Genomic DNA, 19167 nt, shown 5'->3' on the forward strand with positions numbered 1-19167 from the left:
GCCCAAAATAGAGAATAAAGATTAGAAGCGGAAGGTCGCCGTGGCAACAACCTGACGTTCAGCACCCCAGAAACAGCCGTAGGTGTTGAAGCAGCTGGCAACGTATTCACGATCCAGCAGGTTGTTTACATGGAGCGCAACGTTAGAGCCTGCCATGCCAACACGCGCCAGATCGTAACGGACCAACGCATCCATTACCGTGTAGCTACCCACTTTAAAGCTGTTCGCCGGATCGCCATAGCTGGAGCCAGAGTAGCGACCGCCGGTACCCAGCGTCAGACCAGAGAGCGCGCCTTCATAGAAGGTGTAATCCGCCCACAGAGAGGCCATATGTTCTGGCACCTGGGCCGGGGTGTTGCCTTTGTAATTGGTGTCGGTGGTGTATTCCGCATCGGTATAGGTGTAAGAACCCACCACGTTAACACTGGCAGACAGCGCGGCCTTGGCTTCGATCTCAATACCACGGGAGCGAATCTCACCGCCTTCGATCGAGAAGAACGAACCTGGCGTCGGGTCGGCCATCAGGTTGTTGGTTTTGGTCAGCTGATAGACTGCACCCGTCAACACAATCGGACGATCGTTCGGAACGTATTTCACGCCCGCTTCGTACTGTTTGCCTTTAGACGGTGCAAAGATATTGCCATCCGCGCCCAGAGTAGAAGCCGTTTCGAAAGATTCGCTGTAGCTGAAGTACGGCGTTACGCCGTTATCAAACAGGTAGTTAACGCCACCGCGCCAGGTGAACTCGCTATCATCGCGGGAATCTTCAACGCCCGAAACGCGGTTCAGAGAGTCCTGTTTCGCCCAGTCGTAACGGCCGCCAAGGGTGACCAGCACTTTTTCCCACTGCATCTGATCCTGTACGTACAGGCCAGTCTGCTGCTGTTTGTTCAGCACCTGATACGCGCCTGACGGGCCAGGGTGCGCACCAAAGTCGAAGTCGCTGCGGTCGAGATTATAAATATCGGACGGTGCGATCGAACCGGCGTAGCCAAACCAGGAATCGATGTCGTTACGCATACGCATAAAGTCAACGCCGGTCAGCAGCGTGTGATCCACAGAGGCGGTGGCAAACTTGCTTTGCAGCTGAGTATCGACGGTGAAGTTCTGCAGTTTTTCGTTATCAATCACGTACTGACGGGTCAGGGTGTGATCCCATTCGGACTGCGGAACGCTGGCGCAAGGGCTGCTGGCAGGGTTGCTCGAATACATCGGATCGGAGCACATGCCGTAGCCATAGACGCTATTTTGCGAGGTTTTGTTTTCGGCATAACGCAGGTTCTGACGCACGGTAAAGGTATCGTTAAACTCGTGGTCGAAGCTGTAACCCACCATCTTCTCGTTACGAGAGTAGGTATTGTTGTCTGCGCCTTCATTGAAATCCGTAGACAGACGTTTGCCGTTTGGCAGCTCGGTTACGGTGCCCTCTTTCGGCAGCCAGCCGTAGTAGCCGGTTTCTGGCTCGTTCTGGAAATAAGACAGGAAGGTGAAGTTAGTTTTGTCATCCGGACGCCAGCTGAATGCTGGGGCGATGGCATAACGTTGCTCTTCTGCACCCTTCTGCTGGGCATTGGCGGAGCGCGCCAGCCCGGTTAAACGATAGGAGTAAACGCCATCGTCATCCAGCGCATCGCTGAAGTCAAAGCCGGTCTGGAACAGGCTGTTGGTGCCCGCTTTAAACTGAATCTCTTTCAGAGGCTCGGTGGTTGGACGCTTGCTGACCATGTTCAGCAGGCCACCCGGGCTGCTCTTTCCGTACAGGACGGAAACCGGACCGCGCATCACTTCAGCACGCTCCAGCATATACGGGTCGACTACCGCATCGTTATAGAAGTTGCCCTGCATCTTCATGCCATTCAGATAGTTATTCTGACTTTGGCCGTCGGCGGCGAAGCCGCGGATGATCAGGTAATCATAGGTGTTAGACGCGCCACGGGTGCCGACTGCCACGCCGGGGGTGTAGCTGAGCGCCTCTTTCACCGATTTAGGCTGGTGCAGCGCCATCTCTTCAGCGGTTACCACGGAAATAGACTGTGGGATCTTCTCAATAGAAGTATCCGTCTTCGTACCGGTGGCCGACTGGCGTGCCGCGATAGTCGCCGCAGGACCCCAGGCACTCTCCTGCGGAGCAGGCGCTGCGGTAACGGTGATGGTTTCTTCTTTTTTAGGGGTTTCAGCAGCGTGAGCGTAAGCAGACATGCCGCTAACCGCTGTGGCTACTACCACTGCGATTTTTCGCAGTGAAGGTTTCATTGGCTGAGCAGTTTTTGAAAGCGCCATTGGTATCTCTCTGAGAAAGAGTGAATGATAACGTAAACGAGAATTATTATTATGACCGCAGCATATTATGCGAAACATTCCCGGCATAGCAAGTGATATGCGCCCCTACAAGAATTGAGGGTATAAGAAATAACCAATGGAAATTGAAGGGTTAATAAAGGGGGATATGGCTGTTGGGGAGATGTTGATTTGAGGTAAAGACATTCCCTCTCCGACAGGAGAGGGAATGATGCAGGTTAGTTACCGCCGAACATGTCCTTGATCCAGCCCGCGACGCCGTCGCTGTCCTTCTTCTCATTCTGCGGCGGCTGCTGCTGTTGCTGCGGCTGCTGTTGAGGCTGAGAAGACTGATCGAACGGGTTGCCCGTTGGCTGCGGTGCTGGCGCCTGGCACAGGGAATCCGGGTTCGCGGTCCAGACCGGCACGCTACGCATCCCGCCGCCACACACGAAGTTGCCCGACTCATCCACGCCCATATCGACGATATCTTCCGGCGGCGTCAGAGTTAACGGTACCGGAGACTGGTTAGCCAGGTAGCGCTGATAAATCGACATCGCCCCGCTGGCGCCATACAGCCTGGTCGGCTGGTTGTTATCGCGACCGACCCAGGTGATCACCACTTCACGCCCGTCGATGCCCGCAAACCAGGTATCGACGTTGTTGTTGGTGGTCCCGGTTTTACCCGCCAGATGCAGACCGGGATACTTCGCGCCAAGCTGACGCCCGGTTCCGCGCTGCACTACCTGCTGCATGGTCCACAGGGTCATGTAAGCAGCCTGCGCCGGTACGGCACGCTCGGCCTGCGGGAAGCTCTGATACAGCGCGGTGCCATCTTCGGCAATGACCGAACGCACCGCAGAGAGCTGCGCACGGTTACCGCCGCTGGCGATGGTCTGGAACGCCTGCGCCACTTCGATTGGCGTCAGGTTCAGAGCACCTAACAGCATGGCCGGCACCGGATGGAGCTGATCTTTCGGCACCCCCAGTTTCAGCCAAGTGTCAGTCACCGCAGGCAGGCCGAGGGCCATCCCGAGGTTCACCGTCGGCACGTTCATCGAACGGGTCAGGGCGTCCACCAGCATCACCTGTCCGCTGTACTGTTTGTCGTCGTTCTGCGGTGACCACACCTGGCCGTTCGGCTGGCGCAGGGCAATCGGTGCATCGGCGATCCAGGTATTCAGACGGTACTGATTTGGCTGGCTCAGAGCGGTGAGATAGGTCGCGGGTTTTGCCAGCGAGCCGATGGAACGGCGCGCCTGCATCGCACGGTTATAGCCCGCGAACTGAGGCTCTGCCCCGCCGACCATCGCCCGTACTTCGCCGCTGTTACGATCGACCACCACCATCGCGGTTTCCAGATCGCTGAGCTTGCGCTGCTTTTTCAGTACCGGGATACCTTCTACCGCCGCCTTCTCTGCGGCGTCCTGCGCCACGGAGTCGAAGGTGGTGAAGATCTTCACGCCGGAGAGATCTTTAACCTTATCGCCCAGCTTGGTCTGCAACTCCTGACGCACCATCTGCATAAAGGCAGGCTGCGGGGAGATCACGCCGCCGCGCGGCTGGACGCCGAGAGGGCGCGCGCTGAGCATGTCGTACAGCTCCTGGTCGATGACCTGCTGCTGCTGCAGCAGACGCAGCACCAGATTACGTCGTTCCAGCGCCAGCTTCGGGTTACGCCACGGGTTGTAGATTGACGCCCCCTTCACCATGCCCACCAGCAGCGCCTGCTGGTCGAGGCTCAACTCTTCCACCGGGCGGCCAAAGTAGTACAGGCTCGCCAGCGGGAAGCCGCGGATCTCATTGTCGCCGCTCTGACCGAGGTACACCTCGTTCATGTACAGCTCAAGAATGCGATCTTTGCTGTAGCGGGCATCCATCAGCACCGCCATGTACGCTTCGTTGGCCTTACGCCAGTAGGAACGCTCGCTGGAGAGGAACAGGTTCTTCACCAGCTGTTGGGTAAGAGTACTCGCCCCCTGCACCGTGCGCCCGGCAGTGAGGTTCGCCAGCACCGCACGACCGATGGAGTACAGGCTCACGCCGTCGTGCTCATAGAAGTGGCGGTCTTCGGTGGCCAACAAAGTATCCACCAGCAGATCCGGGAAGCCGTTACGCGCGACAAACAGGCGCTGCTCGCCGTTTGGCGAGGAGAGCATGGTGATCAGACGCGGATCGAGACGGAAGAAACCGAACTGGCGGTTGTTATCCAGATTCTCAATGGTATCGATATGATCGCCATCGAAGGTCAGACGCGCGCGCACCTGCCCTTCTTTGCTGTCCGGGAAGTCAAACGGACGGCGGATCATCTCAATGCTTTTCGCCTGCACCGTAAACTCGCCGGGACGCGTCATCTTCGTGACCTGACGGTACTGAGTCGCCTCCAGCAGCTTGACCATCTCGTTCTTGCTGATGGTCATTTCCGGCTCGAGGTTCACCATTCGGCCATACACGGCCGCCGGCAGCTGCCAGACTTTACCGTCAATACGGCTGCGGATTTTCTGATCCAGATAGACGCCATAGATCGCCATCAGTACCACAAAGACAACAAACAGCTTCAGTAACAGCCACAGCCAGCGGCGCTTGCCGCGCGGCTGGCTGCCCTTACCTTTGCCTTTAGCTTTACGCGGCACGGGCTCTTCATCCTGATATTCATTTTCAACGTCATCGTCGTAATCCTCATCTCTGAGTGAACGACGGCCTGCTTTCTCTTTCGCCGGACGTGAAGGTTTGCCTTTACGTCCAATTGGTTCGCGGTCATTCCCCGCCATGCTTTCTCTCCGCAACTATCAGGCGCAAGGGCCCGATTCTCAGCTCTTCCTCCTGGTGGAGGAAGAAGAAATCTCTCAAAATAAACCGCACTTCTCCCTCTCCCTGTGGGGAGGGCCGGGGTGAAGGCATCAGCGAGTACCCTTACGAATACTTCTTCGTACGCCGGGTCGGTGCTGTATTTGCCGGATCGTCCGGCCAGACATGTTTGGGATAGCGCCCTTTCATCTCTTTTTGCACCTCGCGGTAGCTCCCGGCCCAGAAGGCACCCAAATCGCGGGTGATCTGCAGCGGACGCTGCGCCGGGGAAAGCAGCTCTAGCACCAGCGGAATACGCCCTTCGGCAATCGCAGGCGTGGTCGCCTCCCCAAACATCTCCTGCATTCGTACCGCCAGCGCCGGAGGGTTATCCTCATGATAGCGAATGGCGATCCGGCTTCCGGTCGGCACAGTGTAATGCTCCGGCAGCAAACTCACCAGCCGTTGACGCAATGACCAGTCTGCTAAATTTTGTAACGCAGCCTTAACATCCAGCGCTTTCAGGGCGCGCAATGAATGAACACCCTGCATTTGCGGCAGCAGCCACTGCTCCAGCGTGGCCAGCAGCGAAGCGTCATCGACGGCGGGCCAATCGTATTCCGGCAGCCACTGCGCCGCGCAGTGCAGGCGGATCCGATACTGCTCGGCGTCCGGGGTCCAGTTCAGCACGCTGAGGCCTTTATCGCGGATGCCGTTGAGCATCGCCTGGTGCAGCTCCTCTTCGGACGGTTTCGCCAGCGGCCTGACGCTCACCGTCAGACGGCCAATCTGGCTGCGACGCAGCGCTTTTAACGTCCCCAGGGCATCGTCCCACTCCACGGTGTCAGACTGGGTCACCAGCTGTGGGCAGTCGGCGATCAAGGCGTCAATGTCCACCGCGAGGCCCAGTAAAATGCGGGCATCCGGCGACTGGCTGCCCTGCAGCAGCAGCGGGGCAATCAGCCATTCATGGCGGGTCATGGCGTCGTCGCTCTGCAGCATCGCCCCCATGCCGTTTGCCAGCTGATAGCGGCCGTCGAGTCCGCGTCGGCGGGCAATTCTGTCGGGAAAGGCCTGCGCCAGCAGCGCGGGAATGCGGTCGCTGTCCGGTGTGCCGCCGCGGCTGTTCAGGCGCTGGCTCAGCTGTCGGGCGCGCTGCTGCCATTCGGGCTGATTGCGGGAAAACGCCTGCGCCAGATCGCTGCTGCCACCGCGCGGAGGCTGTTCAAGAATAGCCGCCAGTTTTGCCGCGGTAGCAATATCATCATCACCCGTCGCCCGTGCCAGCATTGCCGCCAGTCTGGGGTCGTTGCCCAGCGTGGCCATTTTCTGTCCGTGTGAGGTCAGTCGCTCCCCTGCCAGCGCCCCAAGCTGAGTTAACAGCCGACGTGCCGCAGCAAGATTAACCGCCGGGGGCAGATCCAGCCAGCGGAGCTGGGCCGGATCCTGACAACCCCACTGCAGTAGCTCCATCAGCAGGCCGCTGAGATCGCTTTGCAGAATATCCGGGGTGCCCTGCGCCGCAGCGCGTTCGGCCTGTTCAAACGGCGTAAGATGCAGGCAGATACCGGGTTCCAGTCGCCCTGCACGTCCGGCGCGCTGGGTCATCGAGGCCTGGCTAACGCGCTGGGTCAACAGTCGGGTCAGGCCGCTACGGGGATCGAAACTCGCCACCCGCTCCTGGGCCGAATCCACCACCAGCCGAATACCTTCGATGGTCAGGCTGGTTTCAGCAATGTTGGTCGCCAGCACCACTTTGCGCTGCCCGACCGGGGCGGGGAGGATCGCTTTGCGCTGCTCGGTAAGCGTCAGCGCACCGTACAGCGGGCAAAGCACCACGTCGGCGGCCACGCGCCGGGATAGCTGCTCCTGCACGCGCTGGATCTCACTCACGCCGGGTAAAAACAGCAGCAGCGAGCCGGACTCCTGACGCAACAGCTCGGCGGTCGCCACCGCAACCGCCTCATCGAAACGCAGCTGGGCAGAGAGCGACTGATAGCGCCGCTCTACCGGATAAGAGCGCCCCTCAGAGCTGATAACAGGCGCGTCAGGCAACAACTGGCGTAGTCGGTCGTTATCCAGCGTCGCGGACATGATCAGCAGTTTAAGATCGTCACGCAGCCCTTGCTGCACGTCCAGCAGCAGCGCCAGAGCCAGATCCGCCTGCAGGCTGCGCTCGTGGAATTCATCGAGGATCACCAGCCCCACGCCGGTCAGCTCGGGATCGTGTTGCAGCATGCGGGTGAGGATCCCTTCGGTTACCACCTCCAGCCGGGTGTTGGCCCCGATGCAGGTTTCTGCCCGCATCCGGTAGCCGACCGTCTCGCCCGGCTTTTCGCCCAACAGCTCGGCAAGACGCTGCGCCACGTTGCGCGCCGCCAGCCTGCGCGGCTCCAGCAGAATGATTTTGCCGTTGACGGCCCCGTCCGCCAGGATCTGCAGCGGCAGCCACGTCGATTTCCCCGCGCCGGTGGGTGCATTCAGCAAAACCTGGGGGGCGTGTTGTAACGCGAGAAGAAGTTCAGGAAGGACAGCAGCGACCGGCAACAAGGACACGAATGGCTCCAGAGGGTTAACATTAGGCGGCGTACATTGTAGCATCGCCACAAATCATTACCGAGCCCCCCGTATGTCTGAGTCGAAACGGCTGTTCTTCGCCATTGAAATGCCCGCCCCGCTCCAACGGCAGATCGTGCGCTGGCGTGCCGATCATTTTGCGCCTGAGGCGGGCCGCCCGGTCGCCGGTGCCAATCTGCACCTGACACTGGCATTTTTAGGTGACGTCAGCGACGAGAAACGCCAGGCGCTGGCGACACTGGCCGGGCGCATTCGCCAGCCGGGGTTTACCCTGACGCTGGATGATGCCGGGCAGTGGCTGCGCTCGCGGGTGGTGTGGCTGGGCACTCGCCAGCCACCGCGCGGGCTATTACAACTGGCCAACATGCTGCGATCGCAGGCCGCGCGCAGCGGTTGCTATCAAAGTCCGCAGCCCTTTCATCCCCATATCACTTTACTGCGCGACGCCAGCCACGCGGTGGCACTGCCGCCGCCGGGATTTCACTGGTCGTTTGCAGTCAATGAATTTGCGCTGTACGAATCGGTGTTTGACCGTGGGCGCACCCGCTATACGCCGCTCCAGCGCTGGACGCTGGGCGAATAATAAGGATCCTCAATGCAGTTTCTTCCCCCCTTGCAGCCCGCGACGCTTATCCAGCGCTATAAACGCTTTCTGGCTGACGTGGTCACGCCCGACGGCGTGACGCTGACCCTGCACTGCCCGAATACGGGCGCGATGACCGGCTGCGCCACGCCAGGCGATACGGTCTGGTATTCCACCTCCCTGAATAGCAAACGCAAATACCCCCACACCTGGGAAATAACCCAGACCCTCAGTGGAGAATATATTTGCGTCAATACGCTGCGGGCCAATCAATTGGTCAAAGAAGCGATTACTCTGGATTTAATTCCTGAGCTGCGCGGCTACAACACCTTAAAAAGCGAAGTAAAATACGGTGCTGAAGGCAGCAGAATCGACTTTATGTTGCAGGCAGAAGAGCGCCCTGAGTGCTATATTGAAGTGAAATCAGTGACGTTAGCTGACAAGGATAACGGCTATTTTCCGGATGCGGTGACGCTGCGAGGGCAGAAGCATCTCCGGGAGTTGATCAGTGTAGCGGCGACGGGCAAGCGCGCCGTGCTGTTTTTTGCGGTATTACATACTGCAATTGGACGATTTTCACCTGCCCGCCATATTGACCCTAAGTACGCGCAATTGTTGCATGAGGCACAAAAGCAGGGGGTAGAGGTTTTGGTGTATAAAGCGGAACTTTCTGCCGATAATATGACTCTGAAAGTCGCTCTCCCCGCAACGTTATAAAAGGGGGTAGGCGATTGACTATTAAGTATTCTGGTCGTATGCGCAAATACGCTTTTCCTCACAGGCTTGTCAAGTGTTACGTATAGATAATTGCCTTACGGAAAAGCATCTGCTATTTATAGCGGCCTGATTTTTCCCCCAACAGGGGATCGATAGTGCGTGTTAAGGAGAAGCAACATGCAAGAAGGGCAAAACCGTAAAGCATCGTCCCTGAGTATTCTCGCCATCGCTGGGGTGGAGCCGTATCAAGAGAAGCCGGGCGAAGAGTATATGAACGACGCCCAGCTGACGCACTTTAAGCGAATTCTTGAAGCATGGCGTAATCAACTTAGGGATGAAGTCGATCGCACCGTTACACACATGCAGGATGAAGCTGCTAACTTCCCGGATCCGGTTGACCGTGCCGCTCAGGAAGAAGAATTCAGCCTCGAACTGCGTAACCGTGACCGCGAACGCAAGCTGATTAAGAAGATCGAGAAAACGCTGAAAAAGGTCGAAGACGAAGATTTCGGCTTCTGCGAGTCCTGCGGTGTCGAAATTGGCATTCGTCGTCTGGAGGCCCGTCCGACAGCTGACCTGTGCATTGACTGCAAAACGCTGGCAGAAATCCGCGAAAAACAGATGGCCGGTTAATCCCAGCCCTGCCAAAACGCTACCACAGGCGGGAGTCTCTCCCGCCTGATTACTTTCTGCTCTGCGTAATGATGCCAACTGACTATATTGGGCGCTTCGCGCCATCCCCCTCTGGCGAACTGCATTTCGGCTCGCTTATCGCCGCTCTCGGCAGCTATCTGCAGGCCCGAGCCCATCAGGGTATCTGGCGCGTGCGGATCGAAGATATTGACCCTCCTCGTGAAGTTCCCGGTGCGGCAGAGACCATTCTGCGTCAGCTGGAACATTACGGCCTGCACTGGGATGGCGACGTGCTCTGGCAGTCGCAGCGCCATGACGCCTACCGCGAACGCCTGGCCTGGCTGCACGCCCAAGGACTCTCGTATTACTGCACCTGCACCCGGTCACGCATTCAGAGCGTCGGCGGCGTTTACGACGGCCATTGCCGCACGCTGCGCCACGGCCCGGAAAATGCGGCGGTGCGCGTCATGCAGTGCCATCCGGTAACGCAATTTGACGATCGACTGCTGGGCGAGATCCACGCCGATGCGCGTCTGGCGCAGGAAGATTTTATTATTCACCGCCGCGACGGGCTGTTTGCCTATAACCTGGCGGTGGTGGTGGACGATCATTTCCAGGGTATTACTGAAATTGTGCGCGGGGCCGATTTGATTGAGCCCACCGTCCGGCAAATTTCGCTGTACCAACTGTTTGGCTGGCCGGTACCGGACTATATTCACCTGCCGCTGGCGCTGAACGAAAAAGGGATGAAACTCTCGAAACAGAATCATGCCCCGGCGTTGCCGACCGGCGATCCTCGCCCGGTTCTTATCAATGCTTTACAATTTCTAAACCAGGATGTAACAAATGAGTGGCAGGATCTGCGAACCGAGGAAATACTGGAAAAAGCGGTCACTCTCTGGACGCTAAAGACAGTGCCGAAAATCCAGCATTCTCAAATGCGTCTCGCTGAGCTATGATTAGCCGCTATTTTTTGTCCTGAATTCTGAAACACACACTACCGAGGTGTATTATTTTTACCCGAGTCGCTAATTTTTGCCGTAAGGTGCTGAGCCGCGATGAGAGCATGGCGGAAGACGTCATTGTTCAAAACCCGATGTCGGTTATTCCGCGCGAGCAGCATGCTATTTCCCGCAAAGATATCAGTGAAAACGCCCTGAAGGTGCTCTATCGCCTGAATAAAGCCGGCTATGAGGCCTATCTCGTGGGTGGCGGGGTGCGTGATTTACTGCTGGGCCAAAAACCAAAAGATTTTGACGTGACCACCAGCGCCACGCCTGAGCAGGTGCGTAAATTATTCCGCAACTGCCGCCTGGTCGGTCGGCGCTTCCGTCTTGCTCACGTCATGTTTGGCCCTGAAATCATCGAAGTCGCGACTTTCCGCGGCCATCACGAAGGCAACCCGCCAGACCGTACGACCTCTCAGCAAGGTCAGAACGGCATGTTGCTGCGCGACAACATCTTCGGTTCTATCGAAGAAGATGCCCAGCGCCGTGATTTCACTATCAACAGCCTGTATTACAGCGTGGCTGACTTCACCGTACGCGATTTCGTCGGTGGCGTGCCGGATCTGAAAGCGGGTTTAATCCGCCTGATCGGCACCCCGGAAACACGCTACCGTGAAGATCCGGTGCGTATGCTGCGTGCCGTGCGGTTTGCCGCCAAGCTGAATATGCGTATCAGCGCAGAGACCGCCGAGCCGATCCCGCGCCTGGCGACGCTTATTAACGATGTGCCACCGGCGCGTCTGTTTGAAGAAGCGCTCAAGCTGCTGCAGGCAGGCTACGGTTTTGAAACCTACAAGCTACTGCGCGAATACGGCCTGTTCCAGCCCCTGTTCCCGAGCATCACGCGTAACTTCACCGAACAGGGTGATAGCGCGATGGAGCGCATCATTGACCAGGTGCTGAAGAACACGGACAGCCGCATTCATAACGATATGCGCGTTAACCCGGCGTTCCTCTTTGCCGCGATGTTCTGGTATCCGCTGCTGGAAATGGCGCAGAAGATTGCCCAGGAAAGCGGTCTGGTCTATCACGATGCCTTTGCACTGGCGACCAACGACGTGCTGGATGAAGCCTGCCGCTCGCTGGCGATCCCGAAACGTATTACCACGCTGGTGCGTGATATCTGGCAGCTTCAGCTGCGGATGTCCCGTCGTCAGGGTAAGCGCGCCTGGAAGTTAATGGAGCATCCAAAATTCCGTGCGGCTTACGATCTGATGGCCCTGCGCGCAGAAGCAGAAAACGACCGCGAGCTGCAGCTTCTGGTGCAGTGGTGGGGTGAGTTCCAGGTTTCTGCTCCGCCGATGCAAAAAGACATGCTGACCGATCTGGATGAAGAGCCGACGCCGCGCCGCCGTCATCGTCGTCCACGCAAACGTGCCCCACGCCGCGAAGGCGCTGCGTGACGCTAGCGTATATCGCCATCGGCAGCAATTTGGCCTCTCCACTGGAGCAGGTCAACGCTGCCGTACAGGCGATGGGCGATATCCCGCAAACGCGCGTTGTCGCCCTCTCCGCGTTCTATCGCACCCCCCCTTTAGGCCCGCAGGATCAGCCCGACTACCTCAATGCCGCCATTGCACTGGATACCACTCTCAGCGCCGACGCGCTGCTGAACCATACCCAGCGCATCGAGCTGCAGCAGGGCCGGGTGCGCAAGGCCGAACGCTGGGGACCGCGCACGCTGGATTTAGACATCATGCTGTTTGGTGATGAGGTGATCCACAGCGAGCGTCTGACGGTACCGCATTACGACATGAAACGTCGCGGTTTTATGCTGTGGCCGCTGTTTGAAATCGCCCCCCAGCTCACCTTCCCCGATGGCGAAACGCTCAGCGCCGTTTTGCAGCAGCTTAACGCCGAAAAACCCGCCCGCTGGTAACCTTTACCCTCCGCAATAAGCCGTAAAACATTTGTGGTTTATCGGTTATCTAAAATCATTGTTCCCTCGAATGTTACTGTTAGAATGCGCAAAGATTCGCTTTGGGCTATCAGGAAACAGTATGAAACCAACCACCATCTCCACCTTGCAGAAATGCAAACAGGACAAGCAGCGCTTCGCCACCATTACCGCCTATGACTACAGCTTCGCCAAACTTTTTGCCGAAGAAGGGATTAATGTCATGCTGGTTGGCGACTCGTTAGGGATGACGGTGCAGGGACATGACTCCACCCTGCCCGTAACGGTAGAAGATATTGCTTATCACACCCGCGCGGTTCGTCGCGGTGCGCCAGCCTGCCTACTGCTCGCTGACCTGCCGTTTATGGCATATGCCACGCCGCAACAGGCGTTTGAGAATGCCGCCATCGTGATGCGCGCCGGGGCCAACATGGTCAAAATCGAAGGCGGCGCCTGGCTTGTTGACACGGTCAAAATGCTGACCGAACGCGCAGTGCCGGTGTGCGGGCATCTGGGGCTAACCCCGCAGTCGGTCAATATCTTTGGCGGCTATAAGGTGCAGGGACGCGGCGACGCGGCGCAGACGCTGTTTGACGACGCGCGAGCCATCGAAGCCGCAGGCGCTCAGCTGCTGGTGCTGGAGTGCGTGCCGGTAGCGCTGGCGAAGCGTATCACCGAGGCGCTGTCGATTCCGGTGATCGGCATTGGTGCCGGTAACGTCACCGACGGCCAGATCCTGGTGATGCACGATGCGTTTGGCATTACCGGCGGTCACATTCCTAAATTTGCGAAGAATTTCCTCAGTGAGGCAGGCGACATGCGCGGCGCGGTCAGGCAGTATATTGCCGATGTTGAAGCCGGTGTTTATCCGGGTGAAGAACACAGTTTCCAGTAAGGGGTCTTATTGTGCTAATCATTGAAACTCTGCCGCTGCTGCGCCAGCATATTCGCCGTCTGCGTCAGGAAGGCAAACGTATCGCGCTGGTGCCAACCATGGGCAACCTGCACGACGGCCACATGAAGCTGGTCGAAGAAGCCAAAGCCCGCGCCGATGTGGTGGTGGTCAGCATTTTCGTCAACCCGATGCAGTTTGATCGTGCCGACGATCTGGTGCGCTACCCGCGCACCCTGCAGGAAGATTGCGAGAAGCTGAAAAAGCAGCAGGTGGATTTTGTCTTCTCCCCTGCCCCCGCCGATATCTATCCAAAAGGCACGGAAGAGACCACCTTTGTCGACGTACCGGGTATCTCGACCATGCTTGAAGGTGCCAGCCGTCCGGGGCATTTCCGCGGCGTCTCTACCATCGTCAGCAAGCTGTTTAACCTGGTTCAGCCAGATATCGCCTGCTTCGGCGAGAAAGATTTCCAGCAGTTGGCGTTAATTCGCAAAATGGTCGCCGACATGGGCTACGACATCGAGGTTGTGGGCGTGCCGATCGTGCGCGCCAAAGACGGCCTCGCGCTGAGCTCCCGCAATGGCTACCTCACCGCTGAGCAGCGCAAAATTGCGCCGGGCTTAAGCCAGGTGATGAATAACATGGCTGAACAACTGGTGGCGAAGGCATTAACGGCGGAAGAGATTATCGCCCTTGCTGAACAGGCGCTGAACGATAAAGGTTTGCGTGCGGATGACGTGCAAATCCGTGATGCCGACACGTTGCTTGAATACACCGACGCCAGCAAACGTGCAGTCATCCTGGTTGCCGCATGGCTCGGTCAGGCGCGTCTCATCGATAATAAAGTGATCGACCTGGCGTAGTCCCCTTCCCCTGGCCTCTCCTGCGGGAGGGGCTGATGAATGATGATTAAAGGTAAACGTAATGATTCGCAAAATGCTGCAAGGTAAGCTTCACCGTGTGAAAGTCACTCAGGCCGATCTGCACTATGAAGGTTCCTGCGCGATCGACCAGGATTTTCTCGACGCTGCGGGTATTCTGGAAAACGAAGCCATTGATATCTGGAACGTAAATAACGGCAAGCGCTTCTCAACCTACGCCATCGCTGCCGAGCGCGGATCGAAAATCATCTCCGTTAACGGCGCGGCGGCACACTGTGCAAGCGTCGGGGATATCGTGATTATCGCCAGCTTCGTAATGATGTCAGATGAAGAAGCCCGCCGCTGGCAGCCAAAAGTGGCCTACTTTGAAGGCGACAACGAGATGAAACGTCTCGCCAAAGCGATCCCGGTTCAGGTTGCGTGATTCTATCCTTGCGGCTGGTTGCTGATCAGCCGCGACATCGTCTCTAAAGAGTCCGTTCTGAGAACGTAAAGACGCTTTAGCAAGAACGGATTATCCCCCGGCTTCACCTTCCCTTTCACCGTCGTCACCGCCAGATGAAACCCAGCGTCATTCGCCGCCTTCACCGCGTCATCGTCATATCCGCCAAAGGGATAAGAGAGATAGAGGACATGCGGGTTGAACTGAGACAAGGCCCGGCGCGAATGTTTAAAGTCCATCAGGATATTCGCGTAGCTGCGGCTCAGCAAAATGGGGTGCCTGGCATCGTCGACCCGATGCAGGAAGTGGGTGTGCGACTGAACATCAAACACGTCCTGAATCCCTTTTAGCTCTGAAATGCTCATAAACTGCAGGGCCTTTGGGTTCCAGGCAAGTGGATGCGCTTTGATGCGCGACGAGATAATAAATGCAGTGGCCTTAAAGCCATTGGCTTTGAGGATCGGCCAGGCGTAGCGGCTGACCGATTTCAGGCCGTCGTCAAAGGTGATGACCACCGCACGCGCGGGCAAGTTCATCTTGTTACGCACGTAGCCTTCCAACTGATACAGGGTCAGGGTGGTGTAGCCCTGATCGCGCAGCCAGGCCATCTGGTTAGTGAAGGCGCGCACGCTGGTCGTGGTGGAGGTATGACGAAAGCGGGTGTTCTCTTCATCGCGCAGAATGTGGTGATAGGTCAGCACCGGCAGGCCGTTGTCTTCCTGGGCATCGAGGCTGCTGACCCACGCCAGACGGTTGGCGATGCGGATCTGAAACCAGGTCTGATTGAGCCGATCCTTGAGCTTGCTGAGGATCGGATAGCGCAGGTTATCGGCCAGGGTGCCAAAGGGCGCGCTGCCGCCATTCGGCGCATTGTAGACCGGGGTGTCTTTCCAGGTAATTAAGTTCTGGTTGCTGAGCGGCTTGTTGAGATCGCCGAGGCTGTCCTCGACGCGCTGTTTCCCCTGCACTTCTTCAAGGTGGCCTTTGTCGATAAAGCCGGTGCCAAAGCCGAAGCGAAACTCATAGTAATCCGCATCAGTGGGCACCACGGCAACGATTTGACCGGCACGGACATTGCCGACCGTTACTACCCGGTTGCCGACCTGCGCCCAGACAGCCGCATCTTCGGTGGTTTGCATATAGCGGGCCGGGAGCCCTTGTTGGCTCAACAGGCTGGCAGACGCGCCGCCGGAAACCAGCAGCAGAAGCAGGAGACAAATACGCGAGAACATAAGGAATTATTCAGTACGATGAACTGTCGCCATTGTAACAAAAGCGACAGCAATACCAATGTTTAATATTTCTACAGTGGGGGGTGCAGGACAAAAGGCGGGTTTTTCTGCTGCTGATGCCACAGGCTGCCGACATCCGGCGCGCCCCTCGCGACAATGGTATTGCGAAAGCCGACGCTGTCCGTCATCTCGCGCAGCGGATACAGGCTCTCCAGCAGCGGATAGCTTACCCCGTAAATCACTTCGCAATTGTCGTGCTTGTGGCTGAGCAGGGCTGCCGCACGATAAGGCGCGGCCCCGGCAACGTCGGTCAGGAAGATCACCCCGTCGCCGCGGTCGACCTGATGCTGGGCATCGCACATCATCCGGCTGAGCATATTGCCGCTTAATCCACGCCAGTAGTTAACGACCTGACACTGGACCAGCGGCCCAAACCGGACGGCGAGCTTATCCGCCATCTTTTGCGCATGTTCGTCATGGCACGTAATTACCCAACCCAGCATCGTTAACCCTCCTCAGAAGGGAGTAGTGTAACCGGGTTTGGGGGAGTCGAGGCTGACAGTGGTCAATAAACGGCCCGGCGGACAGAACGCCGCCGGGCCGGGGGATCAGGTACGCAAACCGCGTCCGCGCTGGATCAGATACCAGCACAGCAGATAGAAACCAATGATAAAGATTGCCAGCACGCCCACGGTGGTGAACAGCGGCACATCGCTGATCCCGAGGAAGCCAAAGCGGAAGCCGCTGATCATGTAGACGATCGGGTTGAGGTGCGACAGCGCCTGCCAGAACGGTGGCAGCAGCGTCAGGGAGTAAAATACCCCACCGAGGTAGGTCAGCGGCGTCAGGACGAAGGTCGGGATCAGACTGATGTCGTCAAAGGTTTTGGCGAACACCGCATTCAGCAGACCGGCCAGCGAGAACAGCACCGCCGTCAGCAGCAGCGTCAGGCCGACAAACAGCCATGAGTGCACCTGGAACGGTACAAAGAACAGTGAAATCGCGGTGACCAGCACCCCGACGCACAGGCCGCGCGCCACCCCGCCGCCCACATATCCGGCGATGACAACGTGGGTAGGCACCGGCGCCACCAGCAGCTCTTCAATGTTGCGCTGAAACTTGGCGCTGAAGAACGACGAGGCGACGTTGGCGTAGGCATTGGTGATCACCGCCATCATGATCAGGCCCGGCACGATAAACTGCATGTAGGTGAAGCCATGCATCTCGCCAATCCGCGAACCAATCAGGTTGCCGAAGATAATGAAGTAGAGCGTCATGGTGATCACCGGCGGCACCAGGGTCTGGATCCAGATGCGCATAAAGCGGTTGATCTCTTTGGCCCAGATACTTTTCAGCGCCACCCAGTAAAGCTGCGTCATGCGCGATCTCCTTGTTTTTCATGGACCAGCGAGACAAACAGCTCTTCCAGTCGGTTAGCTTTGTTACGCATACTCAATACCTGAACGCCCTGCTGGCTCAGTTGACTGAACACGCTGTTGATCCCCTGCTCGCGCAGCACTTCCACTTCCAGCGTCGAGGTATCCACCAGTCGATACTGATAGCCTTCCAGCTTCGGCAGGGGGCTTTTCGCCGCCAGATCGAGAATAAAGGTCTCCGATTTCAGCTTGGAAAGCAGGTTTTTCATCGAGGTGTTTTCTACCAGCCCGCCGTGCTGAATGATGCCGATGTTGCGACACAGCATCTCCGCCTCTTCCAGATAGTGGGTGGTGAGAATGATCGTGGTGCCTTTGTCGTTTAAATCCTTTAAAAAACCCCACATTGAGCGACGCAGTTCGATATCTACCCCGGCGGTAGGCTCATCGAGGATCAGCAGTTTTGGCTCGTGCATTAACGCGCGGGCGATCATCAGGCGACGCTTCATGCCGCCGGATAGCATCCGTGCACGTTCGTTGCGTTTTTCCCACAGATCGAGCTGTTTCAGGTATTTTTCGCTGCGCTCAACCGCTTCTTTACGCTCCACGCCATAGTAGCCCGCCTGGTTAACCACAATCTGCTGAACGGTCTCAAACGGATTGAAGTTAAACTCCTGCGGTACCAGCCCCAGCTGACGTTTGGCGTTGACCACGTCCTTTTCCAGGTCGTAGCCAAACACGCTCACCCGACCGGAGGATTTGTTCACCAGCGAGCTGATAATGCCGATGGTAGTGGATTTTCCTGCCCCGTTAGGCCCCAGAAGCGCATAAAAATCACCGGCTTCGACTTTAAGATCTATCCCGCGCAGAGCCTGAACGCCCCCCGGATAGGTTTTTGTAAGCTTCTCGAGCTCCAGTGCAATTGTCATGACGTAGACTTACCCATTGTTCTGACACGCGATGTGTTGGTTTAAAAAAAAATCGAGTTGCCCTATATTAGCGCAACGCACTCACTCGGTTACAGGTCGTTAACCCTCCATGAATGACATAGATACACTCATCAGCAATAACGCACTATGGTCAAAGATGCTGCTGGAAGAAGATTCCGGTTTTTTTGAGAAACTGGCTCTGGCACAGAAACCACGCTTTCTATGGATTGGATGCTCCGACAGCCGCGTACCTGCTGAACGTCTGACTGGTCTCGAACCTGGCGAACTGTTTGTGCACCGTAACGTTGCCAACCTGGTTATCCACACCGATCTGAACTGCCTGTCTGTGGTTCAGTATGCGGTGGATGTGCTGGAAGTCGAACATATCATTATCTGCGGCCACTACGGCTGTGGTGGCGTGCAGGCGGCGGTCGAGAATCCGGAACTGGGTTTGATCGACAACTGGCTGCTACACATCCGTGATATCTGGTTCAAACATAGCTCACTGCTGGGCGCGATGCCGCAGGAACGTCGTCTGGACACCCTGTGTGAACTGAACGTAATGGAGCAGGTGTACAACCTCGGGCATTCCACCATTATGCAGTCCGCCTGGAAGCGCGGACAGAAAGTGACCATTCACGGCCTGGCTTACGGCATCCACGACGGCCTGCTGCGCGACCTGGAAGTGACCGCCACCAACCGTGAAACGCTGGAGCAGCGCTACCGTCAGGGCGTCTCAAACCTGACTCAGAAACACGTCAACCACAAGTAAGCTGCTGGTAAAAACAAAACGGCAACGCAAGTTGCCGTTTTTAGTGTTTGCACCCTCTCCCCGTGGGTGTACAGACCGGGGACATGGTAAACAGGTGTTCGGGGACATGGTGAACACTTTTTAACACCCTTTACCCATGGTGATCGACTTTTTCTTCAGGTCGAT

General features: G+C 57.3%; 17 protein-coding genes. 10 read left to right on the forward strand and 7 right to left on the reverse strand.

Annotation, left to right across the window (positions count from 1 at the left end; all coding sequences use genetic code 11):
- Positions 1-21: 21 nt before the first annotated feature.
- The 3 genes from fhuA to hrpB all read right to left on the reverse strand — a co-directional run bounded on the left by fhuA (position 22) and on the right by hrpB (position 7620).
- Entirely contained in the window at positions 22-2280 is a 2259-nt protein-coding gene (fhuA, locus tag M8013_RS00885) for a ferrichrome porin FhuA (RefSeq protein WP_271265952.1), read from the reverse strand.
- A gap of 236 nt (positions 2281-2516) precedes the next feature.
- The gene (gene mrcB, locus M8013_RS00890; RefSeq protein ID WP_271265953.1) at positions 2517-5048 is read right to left on the reverse strand and encodes a bifunctional glycosyl transferase/transpeptidase; all 2532 of its coding nucleotides are present in this window, start codon (positions 5046-5048) and stop codon (positions 2517-2519) included.
- Positions 5049-5190: 142 nt separating this feature from the next.
- Positions 5191-7620: an ATP-dependent helicase HrpB gene (hrpB, locus tag M8013_RS00895; protein ID WP_271265954.1), complete on the reverse strand. Its 2430-nt coding sequence runs from the start codon at positions 7618-7620 to the stop codon at positions 5191-5193.
- A gap of 73 nt (positions 7621-7693) precedes the next feature.
- Between hrpB and thpR the strand changes: the two genes are divergently transcribed.
- From thpR to panD, 9 genes are all read left to right on the forward strand, one after another.
- Positions 7694-8224, forward strand: a complete 531-nt coding sequence (thpR, locus tag M8013_RS00900) for an RNA 2',3'-cyclic phosphodiesterase (protein WP_271265955.1) — start codon at positions 7694-7696, stop codon at positions 8222-8224.
- A 12-nt stretch (positions 8225-8236) separates the two neighbouring features.
- Positions 8237-8941 carry a DNA/RNA nuclease SfsA gene (gene sfsA, locus M8013_RS00905; RefSeq protein WP_271265956.1) on the forward strand — a complete coding sequence of 235 codons (705 nt, stop codon included), beginning with the start codon at positions 8237-8239 and terminating at the stop codon, positions 8939-8941.
- Positions 8942-9118: 177 nt separating this feature from the next.
- A complete protein-coding gene (dksA, locus tag M8013_RS00910; RefSeq protein WP_271265957.1) occupies positions 9119-9574 on the forward strand; it encodes an RNA polymerase-binding protein DksA in 456 nt (151 codons plus the stop codon).
- Positions 9575-9642: 68 nt separating this feature from the next.
- Entirely contained in the window at positions 9643-10533 is an 891-nt protein-coding gene (gluQRS, locus tag M8013_RS00915) for a tRNA glutamyl-Q(34) synthetase GluQRS (protein ID WP_271265958.1), read from the forward strand.
- Positions 10534-10586: 53 nt separating this feature from the next.
- Positions 10587-11984: a polynucleotide adenylyltransferase PcnB gene (pcnB, locus tag M8013_RS00920; RefSeq protein WP_271265970.1), complete on the forward strand. Its 1398-nt coding sequence runs from the start codon at positions 10587-10589 to the stop codon at positions 11982-11984.
- Positions 11981-12460, forward strand: coding sequence for a 2-amino-4-hydroxy-6-hydroxymethyldihydropteridine diphosphokinase (gene folK / locus M8013_RS00925; RefSeq protein WP_271265959.1), 480 nt, complete (start codon positions 11981-11983; stop codon positions 12458-12460). The genes pcnB and folK overlap by 4 nt, the downstream gene beginning before the upstream one ends.
- A gap of 121 nt (positions 12461-12581) precedes the next feature.
- On the forward strand, positions 12582-13373 hold the full coding sequence (gene panB / locus M8013_RS00930; RefSeq protein WP_271265960.1) for a 3-methyl-2-oxobutanoate hydroxymethyltransferase: 792 nt from the start codon (positions 12582-12584) through the stop codon (positions 13371-13373).
- 11 nt (positions 13374-13384) lie between these two features.
- A complete protein-coding gene (gene panC / locus M8013_RS00935; RefSeq protein ID WP_271265961.1) occupies positions 13385-14236 on the forward strand; it encodes a pantoate--beta-alanine ligase in 852 nt (283 codons plus the stop codon).
- A gap of 61 nt (positions 14237-14297) precedes the next feature.
- Positions 14298-14678 (forward strand): aspartate 1-decarboxylase, encoded by a 381-nt coding sequence (gene panD / locus M8013_RS00940; protein WP_271265962.1) that lies wholly within the window; start codon positions 14298-14300, stop codon positions 14676-14678.
- 2 nt (positions 14679-14680) lie between these two features.
- Here the strand turns inward: panD and M8013_RS00945 are convergent, their stop codons facing one another.
- From M8013_RS00945 to M8013_RS00960, 4 genes are all read right to left on the reverse strand, one after another.
- A complete protein-coding gene (locus tag M8013_RS00945; RefSeq protein WP_271265963.1) occupies positions 14681-15928 on the reverse strand; it encodes a polysaccharide deacetylase family protein in 1248 nt (415 codons plus the stop codon).
- Between the two features lie 71 nt (positions 15929-15999).
- On the reverse strand, positions 16000-16431 hold the full coding sequence (locus M8013_RS00950; protein WP_271265964.1) for a PTS sugar transporter subunit IIA: 432 nt from the start codon (positions 16429-16431) through the stop codon (positions 16000-16002).
- Between the two features lie 105 nt (positions 16432-16536).
- Positions 16537-17307, reverse strand: coding sequence for an ABC transporter permease (locus tag M8013_RS00955; RefSeq protein ID WP_271265965.1), 771 nt, complete (start codon positions 17305-17307; stop codon positions 16537-16539).
- Positions 17304-18230, reverse strand: a complete 927-nt coding sequence (locus tag M8013_RS00960; RefSeq protein ID WP_271265966.1) for an ABC transporter ATP-binding protein — start codon at positions 18228-18230, stop codon at positions 17304-17306. The genes M8013_RS00955 and M8013_RS00960 overlap by 4 nt, the downstream gene beginning before the upstream one ends.
- A 109-nt stretch (positions 18231-18339) precedes the next feature.
- Between M8013_RS00960 and can the strand changes: the two genes are divergently transcribed.
- A complete protein-coding gene (gene can, locus M8013_RS00965) occupies positions 18340-19002 on the forward strand; it encodes a carbonate dehydratase (RefSeq protein WP_271265967.1) in 663 nt (220 codons plus the stop codon).
- The last annotated feature ends 165 nt before the right edge of the window (positions 19003-19167 follow it).

Source organism: Silvania confinis, from assembly GCF_025564085.1.
GTDB classification, from domain to species: domain Bacteria; phylum Pseudomonadota; class Gammaproteobacteria; order Enterobacterales; family Enterobacteriaceae; genus Enterobacter; species Enterobacter confinis.